This is a genomic window from Shimia marina (assembly GCF_001458175.1).
Lineage (GTDB): Bacteria > Pseudomonadota > Alphaproteobacteria > Rhodobacterales > Rhodobacteraceae > Shimia > Shimia marina.
Window position 1 is genome coordinate 20,228 of record NZ_CYPW01000040.1, and the last position, 21,192, is coordinate 41,419.

At 59.6% G+C, this 21,192-nt stretch carries 19 protein-coding genes; 6 read left to right on the forward strand and 13 right to left on the reverse strand.

Annotated elements, in window-relative coordinates:
• Positions 1-3: 3 nt before the first annotated feature.
• Positions 4-1,011: a type I glyceraldehyde-3-phosphate dehydrogenase gene (gene gap, locus SHM7688_RS17765; RefSeq protein ID WP_058241295.1), complete on the reverse strand. Its 1,008-nt coding sequence runs from the start codon at positions 1,009-1,011 to the stop codon at positions 4-6.
• Between the two features lie 170 nt (positions 1,012-1,181).
• On the opposite strand from gap, the gene SHM7688_RS17770 reads away from it, so the two are divergent.
• Positions 1,182-2,180, forward strand: a complete 999-nt coding sequence (locus SHM7688_RS17770) for a LacI family DNA-binding transcriptional regulator (protein WP_058241552.1) — start codon at positions 1,182-1,184, stop codon at positions 2,178-2,180.
• Between the two features lie 22 nt (positions 2,181-2,202).
• On the opposite strand, the gene SHM7688_RS17775 is transcribed toward SHM7688_RS17770, so the two are convergent.
• The 5 genes from SHM7688_RS17775 to SHM7688_RS17795 all read right to left on the reverse strand — a co-directional run bounded on the left by SHM7688_RS17775 (position 2,203) and on the right by SHM7688_RS17795 (position 7,679).
• Positions 2,203-2,895 carry a sirohydrochlorin chelatase gene (locus SHM7688_RS17775; protein WP_058241296.1) on the reverse strand — a complete coding sequence of 231 codons (693 nt, stop codon included), beginning with the start codon at positions 2,893-2,895 and terminating at the stop codon, positions 2,203-2,205.
• Positions 2,892-3,461: a DUF4202 domain-containing protein gene (locus SHM7688_RS17780; protein WP_058241297.1), complete on the reverse strand. Its 570-nt coding sequence runs from the start codon at positions 3,459-3,461 to the stop codon at positions 2,892-2,894. Before SHM7688_RS17780 ends, SHM7688_RS17775 begins: the two co-directional genes overlap by 4 nt.
• A gap of 103 nt (positions 3,462-3,564) precedes the next feature.
• Positions 3,565-5,778: a hybrid sensor histidine kinase/response regulator gene (locus tag SHM7688_RS17785; RefSeq protein ID WP_058241298.1), complete on the reverse strand. Its 2,214-nt coding sequence runs from the start codon at positions 5,776-5,778 to the stop codon at positions 3,565-3,567.
• Between the two features lie 3 nt (positions 5,779-5,781).
• Positions 5,782-6,936 (reverse strand): FIST N-terminal domain-containing protein, encoded by a 1,155-nt coding sequence (locus SHM7688_RS17790; RefSeq protein ID WP_058241299.1) that lies wholly within the window; start codon positions 6,934-6,936, stop codon positions 5,782-5,784.
• Between the two features lie 56 nt (positions 6,937-6,992).
• Positions 6,993-7,679, reverse strand: coding sequence for a response regulator (locus SHM7688_RS17795; RefSeq protein WP_058241300.1), 687 nt, complete (start codon positions 7,677-7,679; stop codon positions 6,993-6,995).
• Between the two features lie 195 nt (positions 7,680-7,874).
• On the opposite strand from SHM7688_RS17795, the gene SHM7688_RS17800 reads away from it, so the two are divergent.
• Positions 7,875-8,633: an META domain-containing protein gene (locus tag SHM7688_RS17800; RefSeq protein WP_058241301.1), complete on the forward strand. Its 759-nt coding sequence runs from the start codon at positions 7,875-7,877 to the stop codon at positions 8,631-8,633.
• A gap of 132 nt (positions 8,634-8,765) precedes the next feature.
• Positions 8,766-8,948 carry a hypothetical protein gene (locus SHM7688_RS17805; RefSeq protein WP_058241302.1) on the forward strand — a complete coding sequence of 61 codons (183 nt, stop codon included), beginning with the start codon at positions 8,766-8,768 and terminating at the stop codon, positions 8,946-8,948.
• On the opposite strand, the gene SHM7688_RS17810 is transcribed toward SHM7688_RS17805, so the two are convergent.
• Complete coding sequence (locus SHM7688_RS17810) at positions 8,936-9,718, reverse strand: alpha/beta fold hydrolase (RefSeq protein ID WP_058241303.1); 783 nt, start codon at positions 9,716-9,718, stop codon at positions 8,936-8,938. The two genes, SHM7688_RS17805 and SHM7688_RS17810, sit on opposite strands and share 13 nt — an antisense overlap.
• 59 nt (positions 9,719-9,777) lie before the next feature.
• Between SHM7688_RS17810 and SHM7688_RS17815 the strand changes: the two genes are divergently transcribed.
• Positions 9,778-10,173, forward strand: a complete 396-nt coding sequence (locus tag SHM7688_RS17815) for a hypothetical protein (RefSeq protein WP_144432628.1) — start codon at positions 9,778-9,780, stop codon at positions 10,171-10,173.
• Between the two features lie 18 nt (positions 10,174-10,191).
• Here SHM7688_RS17815 and SHM7688_RS17820 read toward each other — a convergent pair whose 3' ends face one another.
• The 4 genes from SHM7688_RS17820 to glyA form a co-directional block, all read right to left on the reverse strand.
• Positions 10,192-11,364: a winged helix-turn-helix domain-containing protein gene (locus SHM7688_RS17820; RefSeq protein ID WP_058241305.1), complete on the reverse strand. Its 1,173-nt coding sequence runs from the start codon at positions 11,362-11,364 to the stop codon at positions 10,192-10,194.
• A gap of 144 nt (positions 11,365-11,508) precedes the next feature.
• Positions 11,509-12,378, reverse strand: a complete 870-nt coding sequence (locus tag SHM7688_RS17825; protein WP_058241306.1) for a LysR substrate-binding domain-containing protein — start codon at positions 12,376-12,378, stop codon at positions 11,509-11,511.
• Between the two features lie 274 nt (positions 12,379-12,652).
• Positions 12,653-13,360: a class I SAM-dependent methyltransferase gene (locus tag SHM7688_RS17830; RefSeq protein WP_058241307.1), complete on the reverse strand. Its 708-nt coding sequence runs from the start codon at positions 13,358-13,360 to the stop codon at positions 12,653-12,655.
• 115 nt (positions 13,361-13,475) lie between these two features.
• Positions 13,476-14,774, reverse strand: coding sequence for a serine hydroxymethyltransferase (gene glyA / locus SHM7688_RS17835; protein WP_370733631.1), 1,299 nt, complete (start codon positions 14,772-14,774; stop codon positions 13,476-13,478).
• A gap of 187 nt (positions 14,775-14,961) precedes the next feature.
• On the opposite strand from glyA, the gene SHM7688_RS17840 reads away from it, so the two are divergent.
• Complete coding sequence (locus SHM7688_RS17840) at positions 14,962-15,723, forward strand: NAD kinase (RefSeq protein WP_058241308.1); 762 nt, start codon at positions 14,962-14,964, stop codon at positions 15,721-15,723.
• Between the two features lie 99 nt (positions 15,724-15,822).
• On the opposite strand, the gene prpE is transcribed toward SHM7688_RS17840, so the two are convergent.
• Positions 15,823-17,715: a propionate-CoA ligase PrpE gene (prpE, locus tag SHM7688_RS17845; RefSeq protein ID WP_058241309.1), complete on the reverse strand. Its 1,893-nt coding sequence runs from the start codon at positions 17,713-17,715 to the stop codon at positions 15,823-15,825.
• 327 nt (positions 17,716-18,042) lie between these two features.
• Here prpE and SHM7688_RS17850 point away from each other — a divergent pair, with 327 nt between their 5' ends.
• On the forward strand, positions 18,043-18,639 hold the full coding sequence (locus SHM7688_RS17850) for a YceI family protein (protein WP_223229213.1): 597 nt from the start codon (positions 18,043-18,045) through the stop codon (positions 18,637-18,639).
• An 87-nt stretch (positions 18,640-18,726) separates the two neighbouring features.
• Here SHM7688_RS17850 and SHM7688_RS17855 read toward each other — a convergent pair whose 3' ends face one another.
• Positions 18,727-21,006: an NADP-dependent malic enzyme gene (locus SHM7688_RS17855; RefSeq protein WP_058241555.1), complete on the reverse strand. Its 2,280-nt coding sequence runs from the start codon at positions 21,004-21,006 to the stop codon at positions 18,727-18,729.
• Positions 21,007-21,192 lie beyond the last annotated feature (186 nt).

Below are 21,192 nucleotides of genomic sequence, written 5' to 3' on the forward strand. Positions count from 1 at the left end.
TGTTTATCCTTTCAAAAGGGCGCCTATGCGGCGGCCGGTGTCGAGCATGCGGTTGGAGAACCCCCACTCGTTGTCATACCAGCTTACCACACGCACCAGCCCGTCGTCTGTGACGCTGGTCTGTGCCGGGGCAAAAACAGAAGAATGCGGATCATGGTTGAAGTCAGCGGAGACCAAGGGCGCCTCTTCATATCCCAGCACCCCTTTCAGAGGTCCTTCGGCGGCGGCTTTGATGGCAGCATTAACGTCTTCTGCGGTGGCCTCTTTGGCTGGCACAAACACCAGATCCACCATGGAGACATTGGCGGTGGGCACACGGATTGCGGAGCCTTCAAGCTTGCCTTTCAGATGTGGCAACACAAGGGAGATCGCACGGGCGGCCCCGGTGGAGGTGGGGATCATCGAGAGCGCGGCGGCGCGAGCGCGGTAGAGATCCTTGTGGTTGGTATCATGGGTGGGCTGATCGCCAGTATAGGCGTGGATCGTGGTCATATAGCCAGTTTTGAGGCCAAAGGCATCGTCGAGCACCTTGGCCACCGGGGCCAGGCAGTTGGTGGTGCAGGAGGCGTTGGAAACGATGATGTCCTCAGCCGTCAGCGTGTCATCATTGACGCCAAACACCACGGTTTTGTCGGCGTCTTTGCCGGGAGCGGAGATCAGCACGCGCTTTGCACCGGATTTCAAAAGCAGCTCGGCCTTGTCTTTGGCGGTGAAAATACCGGTGCATTCATAGGCCACATCCACATCAGACCATGGCAGTTCCTGCGGGTCGCGGATGGCGGTGAGGCGGATGGTCTGACCGGCCACTTTCATCACGTCGCCTTCCAGAGTGACATCGGCATTCAGGCGGCCATGCACGCTGTCGTACTTCAGCAGGTGCAGCAGGTGATCGTTTGGGGAGAGGTCGTTGATGGCAACGATTTCGATATCATTTGCGCCGCTCTCAATCAGGGCCCGCAGGACGCCGCGTCCGATGCGGCCAAACCCGTTGATGGCAATCTTGGTGGTCATGTGTCTTTCTCCAACAGCAATAGTCTGCGCTTTTCGATCGTGTCGCCGATAGCGCCACCGTTAGCGCTATCGGTATCTTGGTTCACGATTGAAATCAAGAGGCGTCTTGTCTGGTTTAATTTGTCGCTTTGGGGTTGCTTTTGGGCAGAGTTGTGTCAGACGATCTGATCATGGGAAAAAAGCTTCTGCTGAAAGACATAGCCAAGTTGGCCGGAGTCAGCGAAATGACCGCCTCACGCGCCATGCGTGGGGCGCAGGACGTCTCCGAAGCCACACGCCAGAAGGTTGAAAAGATTGCGCGCGAGGTTGGCTATGTGCCGAATCGCATTGCCGGGGCTCTGGCCTCCAAGACGGTGAACCTTGTTGGGGTGGTGGTGCCGAGTCTGAATTCCTCGGTATTTCCGGAGGTCTTGTCTGGCATCAGCTCAACATTGAAAGCGACGCCTTTGAAGCCGGTGATCGGTGTGACTGGCTATGATCTTCTGGAAGAAGAGGAAGTGATCCGCGAGATGCTGAGCTGGCGGCCCACGGGTGTTGTGGTGGCGGGGCTTGAGCACAATGAGGCGGCGCGCACCATGCTGGCCAATGCGGATTGTCCGGTGGTGGAAGTCATGGATGTGGATGGCACCCCTGTGAAACACTGTGTGGGGATTTCACATCTGGAAGCGGGGCGCGACATGGCGCGGACGATCCTAAAGGCGGGATATCGGCGCATCGGTTTTATCGGCACAAAGATGCCGCAGGATTACCGTGCGGAAAAGCGCTTCAAGGGATTTGTCGAGGCTCTGGCAGCGGAGGGGATCTCGCTGGCTGATCAGGAGCTTTACTCCGGTGTGTCTTCCATTGAGACGGGGCATAAGCTGACCGAGCTTTTACTGGCACGGACGCCGGATCTTGAGTGCATCTATTTTTCGAGCGATGTGCTGAGCGTTGGGGCCTATATGCATTGTCTGTCAAAGGGGATTTCGGTGCCCGGTGATCTGGCTTTGGCGGGCTTCAACAATCTGGAGCTGCTGCGCGGGTTGCCCTTGACTTTGGCCACAACCGATGCGCATCGCTTCCAGATTGGGCAGAAGGCTGCGGAAATCATTCTGGAAAGTCAAAGCGGCGAGCACCCGGCGCAGGTGGTGACGTTGCAGCCGGAGGTGACGACGGGACAGTCGCTCTGAGATCGCGCCGCTTGGCTTGGGTTCAGGCGGTGTCTTTGAGAGACTGAGCGACCATCTGGGCCACCTGTGGCCAGGTGCCAAGGGGCGGCAGTAAGTCTCCTGCAAACGCCGCTTTGTTCAGCGCTTCGGGAATGTCTTCGCGGCAGTGATCCCCTTCGAGCGCAAAAAATGGCAGGCAGAGGGTCTGTGGTGGCAGATCTCGCGCAGCCTCCTCCACAAAGGGGGCCTCTTCGACAAAACCCACCGAGATGGGAAGATCGGGCAGTTGGGCGGCCAGTGCGGCCTTGAACGCATTGGCGGATTCTGCGGCTTTGGGGCCTTTTGCAGAGCCATGCGCCGCCAGCAGCAGGCGGCTTTCGCTCAGGGCCCATCCCCGTGCTGTCAGGGCATCTCTCACCAATTGCGCGGCAAAACCCGGCAGGTTCGGGTCAAAGCCCAACGGGGGGAGAATGGTCACCTCAGCGCCGTTCAGGCGACGCGGCAGGACTTTGCCCACAAACCAACCATCCGCCATGAACATGGGGAAAACCGGCGCGTTGGGAGGCAGCGCAGCCGCTTCGCGTTCCAAGGCTTCGGGCATGGCCAAAGTGGCCGCCCGAATGGTCCAGTCCGGCAGGTGTTTGCGCACGGCTTCTGCGAACCCCATGAGCCAGAGCTCTGGCGGCACGGGGGCAGAAGGCTGGCCGTGGGCCACGATGAGAGCCTCACGGCTCATGCGGCAGGCTCTTGGAAGGCGGCGGCGAGGGCGGCGGGCAGGTCAAATTCGGCCAGCACGCGCGCGCGGCCTGCATCAGACATTTTGCGCGCGGTTTTCACAACGATATCGAGTACTTTCTCTTCGGGGTGCTTGGCGGCAAAGGGCGCAAAATACCATTTCAGGAAGACAAAACAGATGATGTCTTCAAGCGCCTGCACTTCGGCGTTGCGCTTCAGACCCTCTTTGCGCAGCATGGTGCCGGCCGCGATGATGTCTTCTTCTTCATAGCCCGCTTCCGACATGATGGCGGACACGCGGTTGGCATGGTGAATGCCCAGCTCACGGCGCCATTTCAGATAACCTGCGCGGCCCTCGGGGAAATCGGCCCGTTTGAGCACCCAGCGTTCGATGTGTTGACCGCGTGCAGCGATCTGAAAGGCCTCGGATGCCTCGGGAAAGAGGCGGTTGGCCTCTTGTGTCATACGACTACCATAGAGCAGCGCTTCGGGCTGGCCATCCTCGATATTTGGATCTTTGGCGTTGGCGGTATCTATGGCGTCCAATACGGATTGAAGGCGTGTCATGACTGGCTCCGGGCTGCGGTGTTTTGAGCGATTTTAGGCAGCAAGCTGCTGTCGGGAAAGGGGATATTCTACGTCGGCGCGGGATGGATGTTTTCAGGATACGTCAGGCATCGGGGTTTGGTGCATTTTGTAGCGCTTTTTGCAGGTGTTCCAAATCGAGAGGTTTGTGCAGCAGCGGGGCCTGAAGCTTCTGGCACAGGGCGGTGACCTCCGGATCGCGATTGGCAGTGATCACACAGGCCGGTAGCGGGCCATATAGCGCACGTAGCACAGAGATCAGATCGGTGCCGGTGGCACCGTTTTCAAGCTGATAATCGGCCAGAACCACATCCGGGGCGATGTCGATTTCGCGCAGCAGATCAAGCGCTTCGACGTCGCTGCCACAGGAGAGCACCTCCGCGCCCCAGTTTTCCAAGGTCATGGTGATGGCTTCGCGCAGTTCAGCATCATTTTCCACAAGCAGGATGATGCGATGGGCCAGTGGCGTGCGGTCGGGGGGCACAGGGGGCAGGGACGGGTTGGGGGCGGCTGGGGCGCAGGCCAGCGGCAGGGTGACGCAAAATCGGGTGCCGCGACCGGGATCAGATTGCAGGGACAGCGGATGGTCCAGCAGGCGGCAGGCGCGCTCGACAATGGCCAGACCGAGCCCAAGGCCTTCGGCGGGGCTGGCGGGGGCATGGATGCGGTGGAACTCGTCAAAGACTTTTGTTTGTTGATCCAGCGCGATGCCGGGGCCGGTGTCCCAGATCTCCACAGTGACGCAATCGCCGCGCCGTCGGGTGCCGATGAGCACACGCCCCTGATCGGTGTAGCGCAGGGCGTTGGCGATCAGGTTTTGCAGGATGCGCCGCAGATAGGTGGCGTCAGACTGTACTGTGGTGTCTGGCGCGCGCAGGTCAAAGCGGAGATTCTTGTCGCGTGCGGCGGGCGCGAATTCATCATGCAGCTGACGCAGTAAAACACCCAGCGGGATCTGGGCGCGATGCACCGCGGCGCGGCCTGAATCAAGCCGGGAGATGTCCAGCAGAGCGCCGAGAATGTCTTCCACGCTTTGCAGCGCGCTGCTGGCTTTGGCGAGACGATCGCGGTGTTCGTCATTGTCCAGATCGCTGTCCAGTGCCGCCATATAGAGTTTGGCGGCGGAGAGTGGCTGTAACAGATCATGGCTGGCGGCGGCCACGAAGCGGGATTTGGAGGCATTGGCGCGTTCTGCGTCTGCCAGCGCGTCGCGCAGCTCCAGCGTGCGATCCTGCACCCGGCGTTCCAGCGTTTCATTGACCTGAGAAATGGCGCGCAGGGCGCGGCGTTCGGTGGTGATGTCTGTGAAGGAAATCACAAATCCCCCATCCGGCATGGTCTGCGCAAAGACCGCCAGAATGCGATCTGCGCCCAGTTCCACCTCGAATGTGAGCGCGGCGCGGGCGCGGGTTTGAGAGGCCCATGTGCAGAGCGCCTCCGCATCCGCAGCACTTTGAAAGGCGAGTTTGCGGGAGAGCTGTTCGAAGATCGTGGCAAAGGGCAGACCGAGACGGAAGCGGCGCAGGGGAATGGACAGAAGCTCCCCAAGGCGCCGGTTCCAGCCCACCAGACGGGCTTCGCGGTCAAAGATACCAACGCCCTGTTTGAGGTGTTCGAGCGTGGCTTTGATCAGGCGGGCCTGATCATCAAGCAGGCGTTCGCGTTCCTGCCGCTCAATCAGCATCATGTCGGTGACATCGGTCTGAAGCACCACGGTGCCGCCATCCCGTGTGCGGTGCTCAGAGACCTGAAGCCAGCGGTCCCCGGCCATGCGGGCGTTGAACACCACATGCTGTTCGCGGTGGCGCGTCATGCGGCGATCCTGCCACTCTTGGGGCGTGGTGCCATCGGGCAGCTCCAGAAACGGGCTTTGGGAGACGATGCGCACATAGTCGGCAAAGGGCAGGCCCGGTTTGAAGAGGTGGTGCACGTCGCGCATATGTTTGCCAAACCGCGTGTTGCAGAGCACGAGCGTTTCATTGGCATCAAAGAGTGCAAAACCCTCCTGTACGGTTTCAATGGCATTGGCGAGATTGGCACGGGCGGCCTGTGCTTCGGCATTGGCGCGCGCCAGAGAGGCGTTGGAGGTGTTCAAAAGATCGAGCGCATGCTCCAGCTCCAGCGTGCGGGCGCGCACCTCCTCTTCGAGGCGCACGGCACGTTCAAACTGGGCATAGGCGACACCGGTGGTGTCTGGGCGGGCCTCGGCGCGGCGCATGAGTGTGCCCACGATGGTGAGCAGTTTGGCGTTTTGTCGCTCCAGCGTGTCTTTGGGATCCACAAGGGCGCTGGCTTCCATGGATTAGCCCTCCTGTGGGGGGTAGATGGCGACGCCGGTGAAGGTGTGGTTCACATGCATCGAGTTGACCTGTTCGCCATATGTGGAGAAGCCCACCACACGGTGTTTTACCAGCACGCGGGAGATGTCATTGGTGAGCTGTTTCTGCGTGGCTTCTACGCGGCGCAGCAGGCAATCGCAGCCGAGTATAAGCGCGGGCGCGTGTTTGCTTGAAAGGCTGGCCAGCTCACGATCCAGATGCGCCACCATATCATCTGGTTCCGCCAGAGACAGCACAACGCCTTCGTCTATCGCGGAAAAGAAAACCAGATCGCCATTGTCGGCCACTTTTTGAATGGCGCGCACGTGGGTTTGGTCGCCGATGCGCACAACCACCGGATGGGCGGCGAACGTGAAGGTGGAGAGCTGCTCGGGGTCTTTGCCCAGCAGGCGGGCATATTCGCGGGCGGCGGGTTCAGCGTTGATTTCCTGCACCAGGCGCTTGGCGGGATCTGCGGCGGTGACGACCATGCGGGTTTCCGTGGGTTGCAGGTGATCGGTTTTGAACACATGCACGGGACAGCGGGACCGGATCTGCACCAGAACAGCTGCATTTTCATGGAAGCGGCCGCTGTGCAGCACATAAGTTTGACCAAAGGCGTCGCCATCTCCGGCGGAGCCGCCAAACAGTGGCACGGGGCCAAGGCCCATGGCCAGATCCGCGGCCAGCGCGTCTTCGCGCATCGACAGGCCATCCACCATGAGAAAGGCAAATTCGGAGGTCCAGCGCGGATGGCTTTCGGCCAAGGCTGTGCGGTTGTGGATCATCGTGGTGATCCGATCCTGCGCGCGGATGTCGTTCAGATCTTCAATGAGCAAGGTTTTGGTGGCGAAATGACTTGAGGGCAGCCCTATGGCCACAATCTCGCCTTCGGTGTAGCCGGTTTCGCCCAGCTCGCCTGCGGTCGTGCAGCCCACGACCTCGGTGGCTGTGAAGTGGCGCTTAAGCCCGGTGATCAGTGCAGGCAGATCGGTTTGGGGCGAGACAAAGAGAATGATCAGCGCCAGAGGATCCGGCCCAAGTGTCGCCGCCAGTTGAGCAAGTGCATCGGCGTGGTCTGCGGCGGCAAAACCGCGGCGCACGATGTCTGTGGTTGTGAATGGCGTGCTGGCATCCATGCTGGCAAACTCCTTCTGCGGCCTCTCCCTTGACCGCTGAGGGTAGAGTAGGCGCGCTAGCCGTTGCTGCGCAAGTGCTCCTCAAAGCTGGCCTCTTTGGCAATCAATACGGCCTGTGTGCGGCTATGAACGCCCAGCTTGCGCATGATGGCTGTGACATGGGCTTTGACTGTGGTTTCCGCAATGGTCAGTTCAAAGGCAATTTGCTTATTGAGTTTGCCTTCGCAGATCAGATCAAGAATGCGCGCCTGCTGTGCGGTCAGGGATGTGAGGCGGGCCACAGCATCTTGCGTGGCATCCTCAGTGTCGGGCGTAGGCATATGACCTTCTGGCAGGAAAGTCGCGCCACTTGCCAGCGTATCCAGAGCGCGGCGGAACATATCACGCTGGCTGTGTTTGGGGACAAAGCCTGCGGCACCGGCCTGAAGCGCGGCATTGATGGTGCGGCTGTCGGCCATGGAAGAGACAACAAGGATCTTGGCTGGGGTGGCTTTGCGCAGGCGGATTAATCCGTCAAACCCATTCACGTCCGGCAGATTGAGATCCAGCACCACCACGTCTGGGGTGGCCTTGGTTTCCAGAGCGGTCAGGGCTTCGGCCAGACAGGGCGCAGTGGCGATCTCGGTGATTGGGGAGACCGCCTGAAGTGTCATGACCAAAGCGTCGCAAAACAGCGGATGATCATCCACGACCAGTGCGCTGGTGAACCGATTGGGGGGCAAGGAAGCGTGAACGGTAGCCATGGTCCAACCGTAACAGAGCCTGCGGGGAGGCCAAGGGGGTCAAAGGTCGTATCATGGGGCTTTGCTGGAAATGCGAGGTTGTGACTAAAGGGAGGCGGGGAGTTGCCGAAAGGATGCCGCAGGCTTTGTGCGAAAGGTGTTTCGTGCTTAGGTAGAGAGAACGCCCGATTGGGGCTGCAACGCAGGAGCAGAGATATGGCACGTATGCGTATGGGTACTATTGGGCGAACCGTCGGCTTGGCCGCAGGGCTTGTGGCTTTGAGCGTCGGCGGGGCCTTGGCGGAGTTTCAGACCTTGGAGGGCAGCGTCAGCTACCGCGAGAAGATCGCCCTGCATCCGGAGGCTTTGGTTGAGATCACGCTTGAAGATGTGAGTAAAATGGATGTGGCCGCCACGGTATTGGCGCATCAGACTGTGCGCCCGCAGGGGCAGGTGCCTGTTGATTTTGCGCTGCGCTACGATGACCGCATGGTGGTGGACAGCGGGCGCTATTCCGTGCGGGCGGTGATCCGGCTCGGAGAGGATGTGCTGTGGCGCAGCACGCGCAGCTTTGCGGCGCTGACACAGGATGCGCCAGAACAGGTAGATGTCATGGTGGAACGTGTCAGGCTGGATGCCCCTTCGGCCCTGACCACGGGGGCGTGGCTTGTGGTGCGGATAAACGGCGAGGATGTGGCGGGTGATCGCTTGCCTCAAATGGAATTTGGCGAGGATGGTCGTGTCAGTGGCACGAGCGGATGCAACCGTTTCAACGGCAGCTATACGGCCAAGGGCAGCGCGCTTGAGTTCGGCCCGTTGGCGAGCACACGAATGGCCTGTCCCGGGGCGCTGGGCGCACAGGAAATGACGTTTTTTCAAGCGCTGGAGACGGTGGTTGGCCATGCGGTGCAGGATGGGCATACCGTCTTTGTGGATGCGGAAGGCACAGCCGTGATCAAGCTTCTGGCACAGTGACCTGCCGCATGGATTTGGCGTCAGATCAAGCGCGATGCGTCTGTTTGGGCTGATCCAAATCAAGGTGATTCTTGAGGTGCTGTGTCAGGGAGGACAGGATCACATCAAAGGACCAGAACAAAGGAGAGTCCCATGTTGCGTCTGTCGTTGATCCTGCATCTGTTTATCGGTTCCACACTGGCTGGCGTCGGCGTGATTGCGGCGCTTGTGTCAGGCTATGACACGGCCATGGGATTGGCCTGTGCCGCGCTGATCGGTTTTTTGGTGGCGTTCCCAGTTAGCTACAAAGTGGCGCAGGCGCTTTACGCGCGCTGATCCATATCCAGCCAGGTCTTGACAGAGGCCACAAACTCTCGCGGTTTTTCCGCATGCAGCCAATGGCCCGCGCCTGTGATCTTCGCAAAGCGGGCCTTGGGGAATTTTTCCCGGATCACCGGGCGGTGCGCATGGGTAACATAGTCGGACTGCGCGCCGCTCAGAAACAGGGTGGGACCGTCAAAGTGGCCAGCCACCTCCGGAAAGCCCAAAACATTGGGCATGTCCCGTTCCAGCACATCCAGATTGAGCCGCCAGCGCATTTCTTTGAGATCCAGTGACTGGGTGAAGAAGGTTTGCAAGGTAGGATCGTCCAGCATGTCAGCAAGTTGGGCGATCGCATCTGAACGTTTGTTGACTTTGGTCAGATCCACGGCGCGCATGGCTTCGATGTTGCGGTTCTGATCATGGCCATAGGTCACCGGCGCAATGTCTGCCACGATCAGGCGGTTGACCAGCTCAGGCTGGGTGAGCGCCAGCAGCATGGAGGCTTTGCCGCCCATGGAATGCCCCAGCACATCCATAGGGACTGGCTTGAGGCGCATCTGCGCGTCGATCACCTCTGCGAGATCGGCGGCCATGCCTTCATAGGAGTGGCTGTCCTGCCAGGGGCTGAGACCATGGTTGCGCAGATCCACGCAGACCACCCGGCGCTCTGTGGCCAGCCGTTTCGCCACGGCACCCCAGTTGCGGCCGGAGCCAAACAGCCCATGCACAATGAGAAGATCAGGTTGGTCAGTGGCGGTGCCGTGTTCGATCAAGTTCAACATGGTGCCGTGATAGCGCGGTGCGTGCGCGGGGGCCAGAGTTGTGCGTTGCAAATCCCGCAATGAGACGCCTAAATGACCTTATGACAGCGGATCTGGACATTGATACAAAAGTGGCGCGGCTTTTGCTGTTGGCGCGGCAGAAATTTGGTGTGCGGGCAAAATCGCTGGAGCGGGCGATGCGCAAGATCGGGCGTCGTGTGCCAGCGCGGCTGCATCGTCAGGCCAAGGTGATCAGCACGGCGCAGCGACTGAGCGTACATCCCAAGCTGCGAATGCAGGTTGATGCGGCGGCTGTGACGCTGGCTTTTGAAGAGATCGAGCGCCATCTGGCCGCCATAGATGTGCGGGCGCGGCGCATGGATCGGCTGTTGGATGTGCTAGGGTCTGTGAGTTTCAACCTGATCGCTTTGACTGCGCTGTTGATGATTTTTCTCCGCTGGCGGGGGCTGGTTTGACGGCCCAATGCCAAGCGTTCAGGCGGGCTGGCGCGGACAGTCCCACAGAATGGTCGGAGCGCCAATGAAGCGGCCCATGCGGGTCAGTTCGGCATCAAGCTTGCGCGCCCGTGCCTCCGTCCATCGGACAGAGGTCTCGCGCCAGAGGTTTTTCACCATGATTTCGCCGGATTTTCGGTTGGCTTTGGCTTCGAGGCGCCCGACAAGCCGATCGCCTTCCAGCAGTGGATAGACATAGTAGCCCCATTGTCGCTTGGCGGCAGGAACAAAGATTTCAATGCGATAGTCAAACCCAAAGAGCTGTGACAGCCGGTTTCGGTCCCGGATCAGGGGATCAAACGGGTTGAGGATGCGCAGGCGAGATGTGGGGGTAGAGGTGTTGGCGAGGGTTTTGGCAATATCAGGCGGGGCGAGCATGGGGCGCCAGTCGCCCTGCGCAGTTTCGATTTCCACCTCGATCAGTGAAGTATTGGCGATCCAGCTGCGCACATCGGCGGTGTCTACGGCCTCCCAGAAACGCTTGATGTCGCCGGTCGTGGCAAACCCAAGCCGGGCGAGCGCGGCATTGCAAAGCCATGAGATCTGCTCTTGTGCGGGTATGTCGATGGCGCGGACTTCCGCAGGGATCACCCGCTCTGGCAGATTGTAGAATTTCTTGAAGTTGTGGCGAAAGCAGGTGGCCAATTCCCCCGCGTACCACATGTAGTCCAGCGCGCGTTTGTGTGGGGGGCGGGCCCACATTTCCTTGGGGCCGTCAACTTTGGTGTCAAAGGCTTCGGTAGAAAGCGCCCCCTGCGCCGCGATGCGGTCTTTGATGTTCAGGTCTGTGCAATCCACCATGGCCTGTGCATACCAGCCTTTGGCGTCCATCCGCGCTTTGCGGCGGGCAAATTGCGCACGCCAATAGGGGTAGGTTTCGATGGGCAACACCGAGGCATCATGGGTGAAATGCTCAAACACGGCGCGCTCTTTGGCCAGAAGGTGGTCAAGCATGGGCTCGCGGTAGTTCTGATTGCGCGACCACAGAATATGGTGATGGGCACGGGAGAGCACCTGAATGCTGTCGAGCTGCACAAATCCGAGCGCCTGAATGGTGGCGCGCGGATCTGCTGGGCCGGTTGGGGGCTTAGACAGCCCCTGTTTGGACAGCCACAGATGGCGCGCGGCACGGTTTGATATCTGCAAGCTCATGGGCGCAGCCTAGCGCAGGGATGAGAACATTTAAAGAACAAATGCGTGGCGACAGGCTCAGCTGCGCTGAGCCGGGCCCAAGGCTTTGCGGCTTCAGCTGTGCTGAAGTGTCAAAGGCGCGGGAGTGTTTGTGTGTGATCCCCATCAGGCCGTCGCATGGAGCCATTTGGCAAAGCGGCGCAGGCGGGGGCTGTCTCGGCCGTTAACTGTGAGCACATGATAGCCAAGCCCTTCGGTGGGGAGGGCACAGAGACAGGTCAGCGCGCCTGTGCCCACATCGCGTTCCACCAGCGAGCGTGGATGTACCGAGACCCCAAGACCGGCCAGCGTGGCAGAGAGCACAAGTTCATTGCTGTCCAGCACGGTGATGTTGACCCGATCCAGATCAAGCCCGGCTTCTTTGACAACCCGTCGCCATTCCATGAGATGCGGCTCCATCAGCCAGGGCAGGCTTTCGGCCTCCTGCAACGTCTGTGTCCCATGGGCATGCAACAGCTCGGGCTGGGCCACCACCCAGAACTCTCCGGCGGTCAAAGGCGTGCTTTGGACGCCGGGCCAGTCGCCATTGCCAAAGCGGATCGCCATGTCAAACCCGTCTCGTTTCAGATCCACAAGAGCAATGCTGGGGGTGATGGCCACGGGAATGTCGGGATGGGCCTGCCAGAAGGCGCCGATGCGCGGCATGAGCCAGTTCATGGCAAAGGAGGGGGTCACGCTTAGGGCAAGAGGGCGGTTTTCCTGTCTTTGCCGCAGGCTGTGCACCGCATCAGACAGGATGCCAAAGCCTTCATTGAGCTGGCCTGCGAGCTGTTGTCCGGCCTCGGTCGGGGCCACACCTCGGCCTGCACGAAACAGCAGGCTTTGTCCAAACTCCGCCTCCAGATGGCGCACATGTTGGGCAATGGCCGCGTGGGTCACATTCAACTCGCGGGCGGCGGCGCTGAGGCTTTTGTGGCGCGCGGCGGCCTCAAAGGCGCGCAGAGCAGACAGAGAGGGCAGTGCGGACCAGTCCATATGAAACCTCAACTTACATTTCAGAAATCATATTGAATCGCATGTGGGCATAAAGTCTAGAACAATAGGTGCATGGTATCAATGCAGAGGATCACGGTATGTTGGGAATTCTTTCAAGTTCAATCCGAGTGGCCACACGAGAAGAGCGCTGGGCGCCAGAGACGCGTGCGGCGGCTTCGCCTGCGCCGCTCTCACAGACGCCGCAGGATATGCGCGCCCGTGATGCGGGGCGTTCGTCTTGGCCGTGGTCACGCGCACGGGGTGGCGTCTGAGCCTAGGAGGCGGGTTTCTGCCATTCCATGATGTGCAGATAAGGCGCGCGGTTGTAGGTTTCTGCCCGCGCGCCGCCGGATGCGCGCGGCTCATCAAAATGGATGAGCTGAAATCCCGCAGAGAGCAGGGCCTGCATGTAGAAGGCTTGGGGGCGGTGCCAATTCTGAATGCGAATCCCGCTCCATTCTGCCCAGCTCGGGAAACTGTCCAGATAGCGATCCATTGTGAGCGTTGTTGTGCCATCCGCGTTTTTCACGGGGGTCCCTTTGCTTTGGCAAGCGGTGGTGAAGCTGTTGAGATTGGCAATGAGAAAGCGCCCGCCGGGGCGTAGAACGCGGTGCGTTTCGCGTAGGGCCGCTGGGATATCGGGAATGTCGATCAGTGTCAGGTAGCTGACGACCATATCGAACTGAGCCTCGGAGAAGGGCAGGTCTTCGGCTTTGGCCACATGGTAGCTGGCCTGCCCGCGCGAGCGGGCATGCGCCACCAGGGATTCTGTTGGATCAATGCCCACAACCGTCTGAACCGCTGACGCGAGACGCCGGCAAAAGCGCCCTTCACCACAGCCCAAGTCCAATACCGATTGAGCCCCGGAGGCGACAACGCGCGCCTGCATCGGCGCATCCAGTACAAACTCGCGACTGAAATCTCCTGTTTCTCCCATGCTGGCGATCCAGGCAGAGGCGGAGGTCTCCCATCCATCATTCATCGTTTGTCTTACGTCCTGTTTGTGGCGCGATGCCTGTTCCGAAAGGGATGTCACAAAAGCAAAGACCGCCGCTGGGATGTCCAGCGGCGGCCTGCAAAAATATAAAATCCGAGAGTTACAGGTTCGGATACATTGGGAAGCGGGCGCAGAGGGCCGCCACTTTGGCTTTGACAGCCTCTTCCACAGCGCCGTTGCCCTCTTCGCCATTGGCGGCAAGGCCATCGACCACTTCAACAATCATGTCAGCAATCGCGCGGAACTCTTCTTCGCCAAAGCCACGGGTGGTGCCGGCTGGGGTGCCCAGACGGATGCCGGAGGTGACCATTGGTTTTTCAGGGTCAAACGGAATGCCGTTTTTGTTGCAGGTGATGTGCGCGCGGCCCAGTGCTTTTTCGGTGGCGTTGCCTTTCACGCCTTTGGGGCGCAAGTCGACCAGCATCACATGAGTGTCGGTGCCACCGGTGACGATGTCCAGACCACCTTTGACCAGTTGGTCGGCCAGCGCCACGGCGTTTGCACGCACCTGCTTCTGGTACTCTTTGAACTCTGGGCGCAGGGCCTCGCCAAAGGCCACGGCCTTACCTGCGATCACATGCATCAGGGGGCCGCCCTGAATGCCGGGGAAGATCGCGGAGTTCACCTTCTTGGCGATGGCTTCATCGTTGGTCACGATCATGCCGCCGCGTGGACCGCGCAGAGTTTTGTGGGTCGTGGTGGTGGCAACATCCGCATAGGGGAACGGGGAGGGGTGCTCGCCTGCGGCAACCAGACCGGCGAAGTGCGCCATGTCGACCATCAGATATGCGCCTACGGAATCAGCGATTTCGCGGAACTTGGCGAAGTCGATCTGACGTGGAATGGCAGAGCCGCCAGCGATGATCAGCTTGGGTTTGTGCTCATTGGCCAGCGCCTGAACCTGATCGTAGTCCAGCAGGCTGTCTTCTTTGCGCACACCGTATTGCACGGCGTTGAACCATTTGCCGGATTGGTTTGGCTTGGCACCGTGGGTCAGGTGGCCACCGGCGTCCAGAGACATGCCGAGGATGGTGTCGCCGGGCTGCAGCAGGGCGGTGAAGACACCTTGGTTGGCTTGGGAGCCGGAGTTTGGCTGCACGTTGGCAAATTCCACACCGAAGAGCTCTTTTGCGCGGTCGATGGCGAGGTTTTCGGCCACATCCACAAACTGGCACCCGCCATAGTAGCGGCGGCCGGGGTAGCCTTCGGCGTATTTGTTGGTCAGCACAGAGCCCTGCGCTTCCATCACGGCGGCGGAAACGATGTTCTCGGAGGCGATCAGTTCGATCTCGTCGCGCTGGCGGCCCAGCTCATCTGTGATCGAGCCAAACAGTTCAGGGTCGCGGGAGGCGAGGGTTTCGGTGAAAAAACCGGCATCACGGGTCGTGGTCATGGGCATCTAGCTCCTGATGAGAGGTTCGCGTTGGATGTTTCCTAATGGAAACACAGAGGGGTTGAAAGGTCCCAAAGCGACGCAACGCCTTGCCTGAGCGCCGCAGATGGTGCAGGGGATAAACATATGTCGCTATAGGAAACCTTTGGCGGAGCAGGGAAACTTGGCCGCTTGTCTGTAAGTGGGGACCGTGATGTCCGAGAGAATCGCCTTTATGGCCAGCAATGCGCCGGTGGCACAGACCGCGCGGGCGGCACTGATCGGGCGCTATGGGGATGTGGCGCCGGAAAGTGCGGATGTGATTGTGGCGCTGGGCGGCGATGGCTTCATGCTGCACACGCTGCATGACACGCAGGAGCTTGAAGCGCCGGTCTATGGTATGAACCGGGGCACGGTGGGCTTTCTGATGAATGCCTATTCTGAAAGTGATCTGCTTGAACGTCTGGCAGCGGCAGAAGAAGAGACGCTGAACCCGCTGGCGATGCGGGCCACCTGTGTCAACAATTCGGTGCATGAGGCGCTGGCAATCAATGAGGTCTCGCTGTTGCGGGCGGGCTCACAGGCGGCCAAGCTGCGCATCAAGATTGACGGGCGTCTGCGCATGGAGGAGCTGGTCTGTGATGGCGCCTTGATCAGCACGCCTGCGGGATCGACCGCTTATAATTATTCTGCACATGGGCCGATCCTGCCGATTGGCTCTGATGTCTTGGCTCTGACGGCGATTGCGCCATTTCGCCCCCGTCGCTGGCGTGGGGCGCTTCTGCCCAAGCAGGCCACTGTGCGCTTTGAAGTGCTGGAGGCAGACAAGCGTCCGGTGATGGCCCATGCGGACAGTCGATCCATTGAACATGTGGCGGCGGTGGAGATCCTGTCGGATGACCGGATCGCTCACCGCATTCTGTTTGATCCGGGCCACGGTTTGGAAGAGCGGTTGATCCGTGAGCAATTTGTCTGAATAGAAACAGAGAAAGCCGCGCCCAATCTGAGCGCGGCTTTTTTGATTATGTATCAGATCCTGAGCGGAGGGCGGAGCAGCGCCCCGCCAGCCACTGGATCAGGCTTTGGCATAGCCGAGGCTTTGCAGCGCCACGGTGATCTCATCAAGGATGGCCGGATCATCGATCGTGGCGGGCATTTTCCATTCGGTGCCATCGGCGATGCTGACCATGGTGCCGCGCAGGATTTTGCCAGAGCGGGTTTTGGGCAGGCGATCCACCACAACGGCCAGTTTAAAGGCGGCCACCGGGCCGATCTTTTCACGCACCAGCTTGACCACTTCCTTGACTACCTCTGCATGGTCACGATCTGCGCCTGCGTTCAGGCAGAGGAAGCCCACAGGCATCTGGCCTTTGAGTTGATCTGCAACGCCGATCACGGCGCATTCTGCCACATCCGGGTGTCCGGCCAGCACTTCTTCCATGCCGCCGGTGGAGAGGCGGTGGCCCGCCACGTTGATGACGTCGTCGGTGCGCGCCATGATGTAGACATAGCCATCTTCATCAATCATGCCCGCATCGCCGGTTTCATAATAGCCGGGGAAGTTGGTCAGGTAGGATTTTTTGAAGCGGTCTTCTGCATTCCACAGGGTTGGCAGCGTGCCGGGAGGCAGCGGCAGTTTGCTGACAATGGCGCCAAGCTCTCCGGGAGGAAGCTCGTTGCCACCCTCATCCAGCACTTTCATGTCATAGCCGGGCATGGGCACGGAGGGGCTGCCGAGTTTCACCGGCAGGAGTTCGATGCCGACCGGGTTACAGATGGCGGGGTAGCCCAGCTCTGTCTGCCACCAGTGGTCGATGATGGGTTTTTGCAGCTGTTCCTGTGCCCAGATGATCGTATCCGGATCGGCGCGTTCCCCGGCGAGGAAGACCTGCTCCATACAGGACATGTCATATTTTTTGACAAATTCCCCTTGCGGGTCTTCGCGTTTGACAGCGCGGAAGGCGGTGGGCGCGGTGAAGAAGGTTTTGACCTTATGCTCTGAAATCACGCGCCAGAACGTGCCGGCATCCGGCGTGCCTACGGGCTTGCCTTCAAACACGATTGTGGTGTTGCCGTGGATCAGAGGCGCATAGGTGATGTAGCTGTGGCCCACCACCCAGCCCACATCCGACGCTGCCCAGAAGACGTCGCCGGGATCGACGTTGAAAACGTTTTTCATGGTCCAGTTCAGTGCAACCAGATGGCCTGCGGTATGACGTACCACGCCTTTGGGCTGACCGGTGGTGCCGGAGGTGTAAAGAATATAAGCGGGATGGTTGCCTTCGACTGGCACGCATTCAGCAGGTTCCACGCCATATTGGAAGCCATGCCAGTTTACATCCCGGCCTTCGATCAGTTGGGCCACTTCCTGTTCGCGCTGAAAAATCACGCAGAAGTCGGGTTTGTGAGTTGCCAGATCAATCGCGCCGTCCAATAGGGGTTTGTAGTGCACCACGCGGCCGGGTTCCAGACCGCAGGAGGCGGCGATGATGGCCTTGGGTTTCGCATCGTCAATCCGTACCGCCAGTTCGTTGGAGGCAAAACCGCCAAAAACAACGGAATGGATTGCGCCGAGACGGGCGCAGGCCAGCATGGCTTCGAGAGCTTCTGGGATCATCGGCATATAGATGATGACACGGTCGCCCTTTTCCACACCCTTGGCGCGCAGTGCGCCTGCGAGAGAGGCGACGCGATTGCGCAGCTCTACATAGGAGATTTCCCGTTTGGAGTGGGTGATCGGGCTGTCGTGGATGATGGCGGTCTGTTCACCGCGACCGGCTTCGACGTGGCGATCCACGGCGTTCCAGCAGGTGTTGACCTTGGCATCGGAAAACCACTCGTAGAGATGGTCGCCTTTGTCAAACAGGGCCTTTGACGGAGCTGTGTCCCAGTCAATGGCCTCAGCGGCATTCATCCAAAAGGCTTCCGGATCATCTTTCCATGTCTGATAGACGTCCTGATACGTCATGGTGGCTCCTCCTCATTCTATAGCAAATGGATAAGGGAGCCTTTGCCAAGGCGGCAAGCCCCGTGGGCAAGACCTGTAAGAATATCGTAAATAAATTTGCAGGAAACTTTTCGTGCTTTCTGCAAATTTTTGCAAATCCCTTGATATCCCCCGTCTTCGCAGGAAATTTTGCGAGTTTTGCAAATTAGCAAAGTTTGCAGCTCTGGGCGAGAGCTCTCCGAGCGCTCGCGTGATTGTGTGGCGGTTGTGACCTTGGAAGTTGAGCCAGTGGCCACAGGGCGCCGTAATCTGTGGTATTGTGAAACGGGAAACGGTTGGGATGAGTTTATGGGACTGATGGATTTGCGCCAGATCAGGCGCGGTGTATGGGCGCTGCTTTGCTTGCTGGGAGGGGCGGTGGCTGCGCTTGCCGCGCCGGAGCACTATGTGCTGGATAAGGAAAACAGCGTTGTGGGCTTCACCTATTATCTGAGTGACACAGCTACGGAAGGGACGATGCCTGTGGCCTCAGCTGATCTGTTGCTGGATTTGCAGGATGTGCGGCGGAGCAAAATTGACGTCACGCTGAGTCCGGCACAGGCGAAAGCTGGGTTTATCTTTGCCACCGAAGCGTTGAAAGGGGCGCGGGTGCTGGATGTGAGCAATCACCCCACCATTCGGTTTGTGGCTCGCGAAATCAGTGGCACCATCCATGGCGCGCAGGTGACGGGGGATTTGACGGTACGCGGGGTGACGCGCCCGGTGACGCTGGCAGCGCAGCTGTTTCGTCAGCGTGGCACTGAGGCGGGGGATTTAAACAATCTGTCGATCCTTTTGACCGGGCAGTTGGACAGGCGGGCGTTTGGGGCGGTGGGCTATCCTGATCTGGTTGGCCCAAACATTGATCTGCGCATTCTGGCGCGGGTGACCAAAGACAGCCGCTGATGTTGGTGCCTCGGGTGTTGATGGACCTGAGCGCATAAAGGGCGCCTGCGCGGCGCCCTTTGTGTTGTAAAAATTTTTGCTAAGGCTTTACCCGTAGTGGGTGACAGGAGAGCCCGCGATGGCGGCCATATTGAGCAGGCCGCGTGTGGTGATCGAGGGGCTGACGATGTGGGCGCGGTTGCCCATACCCATCAGGATTGGACCCACTTCCAACGCGCCCGCCCGCATTTTCAGAATGTTGCGAACACCAGAGGCGGCGTCGGCATGGGCAAAGACCAGCACATTGGCTTCGCCCTCCAGGCGGGTGCGAGGGAAGATGCGTGCCCGCAGCTCCGGATCCAGCGCTGTGTCCACGTTCATTTCGCCCTCATAGGCAAAATCACGTGGCTTGCTGTCTAGAATTTCGATGGCTTCGCGCAGCCGTTTGCCGGAGCCGACGCGATGGTTGCCAAATTGGCTCTGGGAGCAGAGCGCGATTTTGGGCTCCAGACCAAAGCGGCGCACATGGCGGGCTGCGCCTTCGGCGATGCGGGCAATGTCCTCGGGGGAGGGCAGCTCATGCACCTGCGTATCGGCGATAAACAGCGGGCCGTCTTCAAGGATCATCAGAGAGAGCGCGCCATGGGGGGAGAGGTTTTTATTGCCCAGAACCTGCTCCACATAATTCAGGTGCCAGCGGTATTCTCCAAAGGTGCCACAGATCAGGCTGTCGGCTTCTTCGCGGTGCACCATGATGGCGCCAATCGCGGTGGAATTCGTGCGCATGATGGCCTTGGCCAGATCCGGGGTGACACCTTCGCGCTCCATCAGCTCGTGATAGCTGTTCCAGTAGTCGAAATAGCGCGGATCGTTTTCCGGGTTCACAATCTGGAAATCCTGACCGGGACGGATGGCAAGGCCTGCGCGTTCGCAGCGGGCTTCGATCACCTCGGGGCGGCCAATCAGGATCGGGGTTTCCGTGGTTTCCTCCAGAATGGCCTGCGCTGCCCGCAGAACGCGCTCATCTTCGCCTTCTGAGAAGACAATGCGGCGGGAGGCTTTGCGGGCCGTTTCAAACACCGGGCGCATCAGCAGGGCGGATTTGAAGACCGACTGGTTGAGCGTATGCACATAGGCGTCGATGTCAGGGATGGGGCGGGTGGCAACACCGCTGTCCATGGCGGCCTGAGCCACAGCGGCGGAGACCACGCCGACCAGACGCGGGTCAAATGGTTTGGGAATAAGGTATTCTGCCCCAAAGGTGAGTTGCTCGCCCTTATAGGCGGCGGCCGCTTCGGCGGAGGTGGTGGCACGCGCGAGCTCGGCGATGCCGTTCACACAGGCCACGCACATTTCGTCGTTGATTTCCGTCGCCCCAACATCCAGCGCGCCGCGGAAGATGAAAGGGAAGCAGAGCACGTTGTTGACCTGATTGGGGAAGTCAGAGCGACCTGTGGCGATGATCGCATCCGGGGCCACTTTGCGTGCCCCATCCGGCATGATCTCCGGGGTTGGGTTGGCCAGAGCAAAGATGATCGGCTGCGCCGTCATTTTTGCGACCTGTTCGGGTTTCAGCACGCCGGGGCCTGAGAGGCCGAGGAACATATCCGCGTCGTCGATGACGTCGTCCAGTGTGCGCAGGTCAGAGGCTTGGGCAAACTCGGCTTTCTGCGGGTTCATATCCTCTTCGCGGCCTTCATAGACCAGACCGTGAATGTCGCAGAGCCAGATGTTTTCACGCTTCACGCCCAGTTTCACCAGCATGTTCAGGCAGGCAATGCCCGCTGCACCGCCGCCGGTGGAGACAATTTTGATGTCTTCAAAGCGCTTGTTGGCCACGCGTAGGGCGTTGGTTGCGGCGGCGCCGACCACAATCGCCGTGCCGTGTTGATCGTCGTGGAACACCGGAATATTCATGCGTTCGCGACAGATTTTTTCGACGATGAAGCAATCGGGGGCTTTGATGTCTTCGAGATTGATGGCGCCAAATGTCGGGCCCATGGCACAGACAATCTCTGCCAGCTTTTCGGGGTCTGCCTCGTCCAGTTCGATGTCAAAACAGTCGATATTGGCGAAATTCTTGAACAGAACCGCCTTACCTTCCATCACGGGTTTGGAGGCCAGAGCGCCGATATTGCCAAGGCCCAGCACGGCAGAGCCGTTGGACACCACGGCGACAAGGTTTTGACGCGCGGTGTAAAGCGCTGCGTTTGCGGGATCTTCTTTGATTTCGAGGCAGGCTTCGGCCACGCCGGGAGAGTAGGCGCGCGAGAGATCACGGCCATTGGCCAGAGGTTTGGTGGCGCGGATCTCCAGTTTTCCGGGTTTAGGATGAGCGTGATAAAAAAGCGCCGCATCCCGCAGCGATTGATTGCGATTGTCCGACATTGGAGACCTCTGTGTGGCACTGTTGGTGCGGAAAAAAGAAATTAGTTCAGCTTTAAACCAGTTTTCATGCGGTGAAAACGCGGAATTCTGACGCAACGGCATTGGCTTGTATTTTTGACCGTTTGGTTACATTCTGTGGCGATCGAAAATTTATGCGTGCGCAGGGCTGGGGCGCGGCGAAGATCG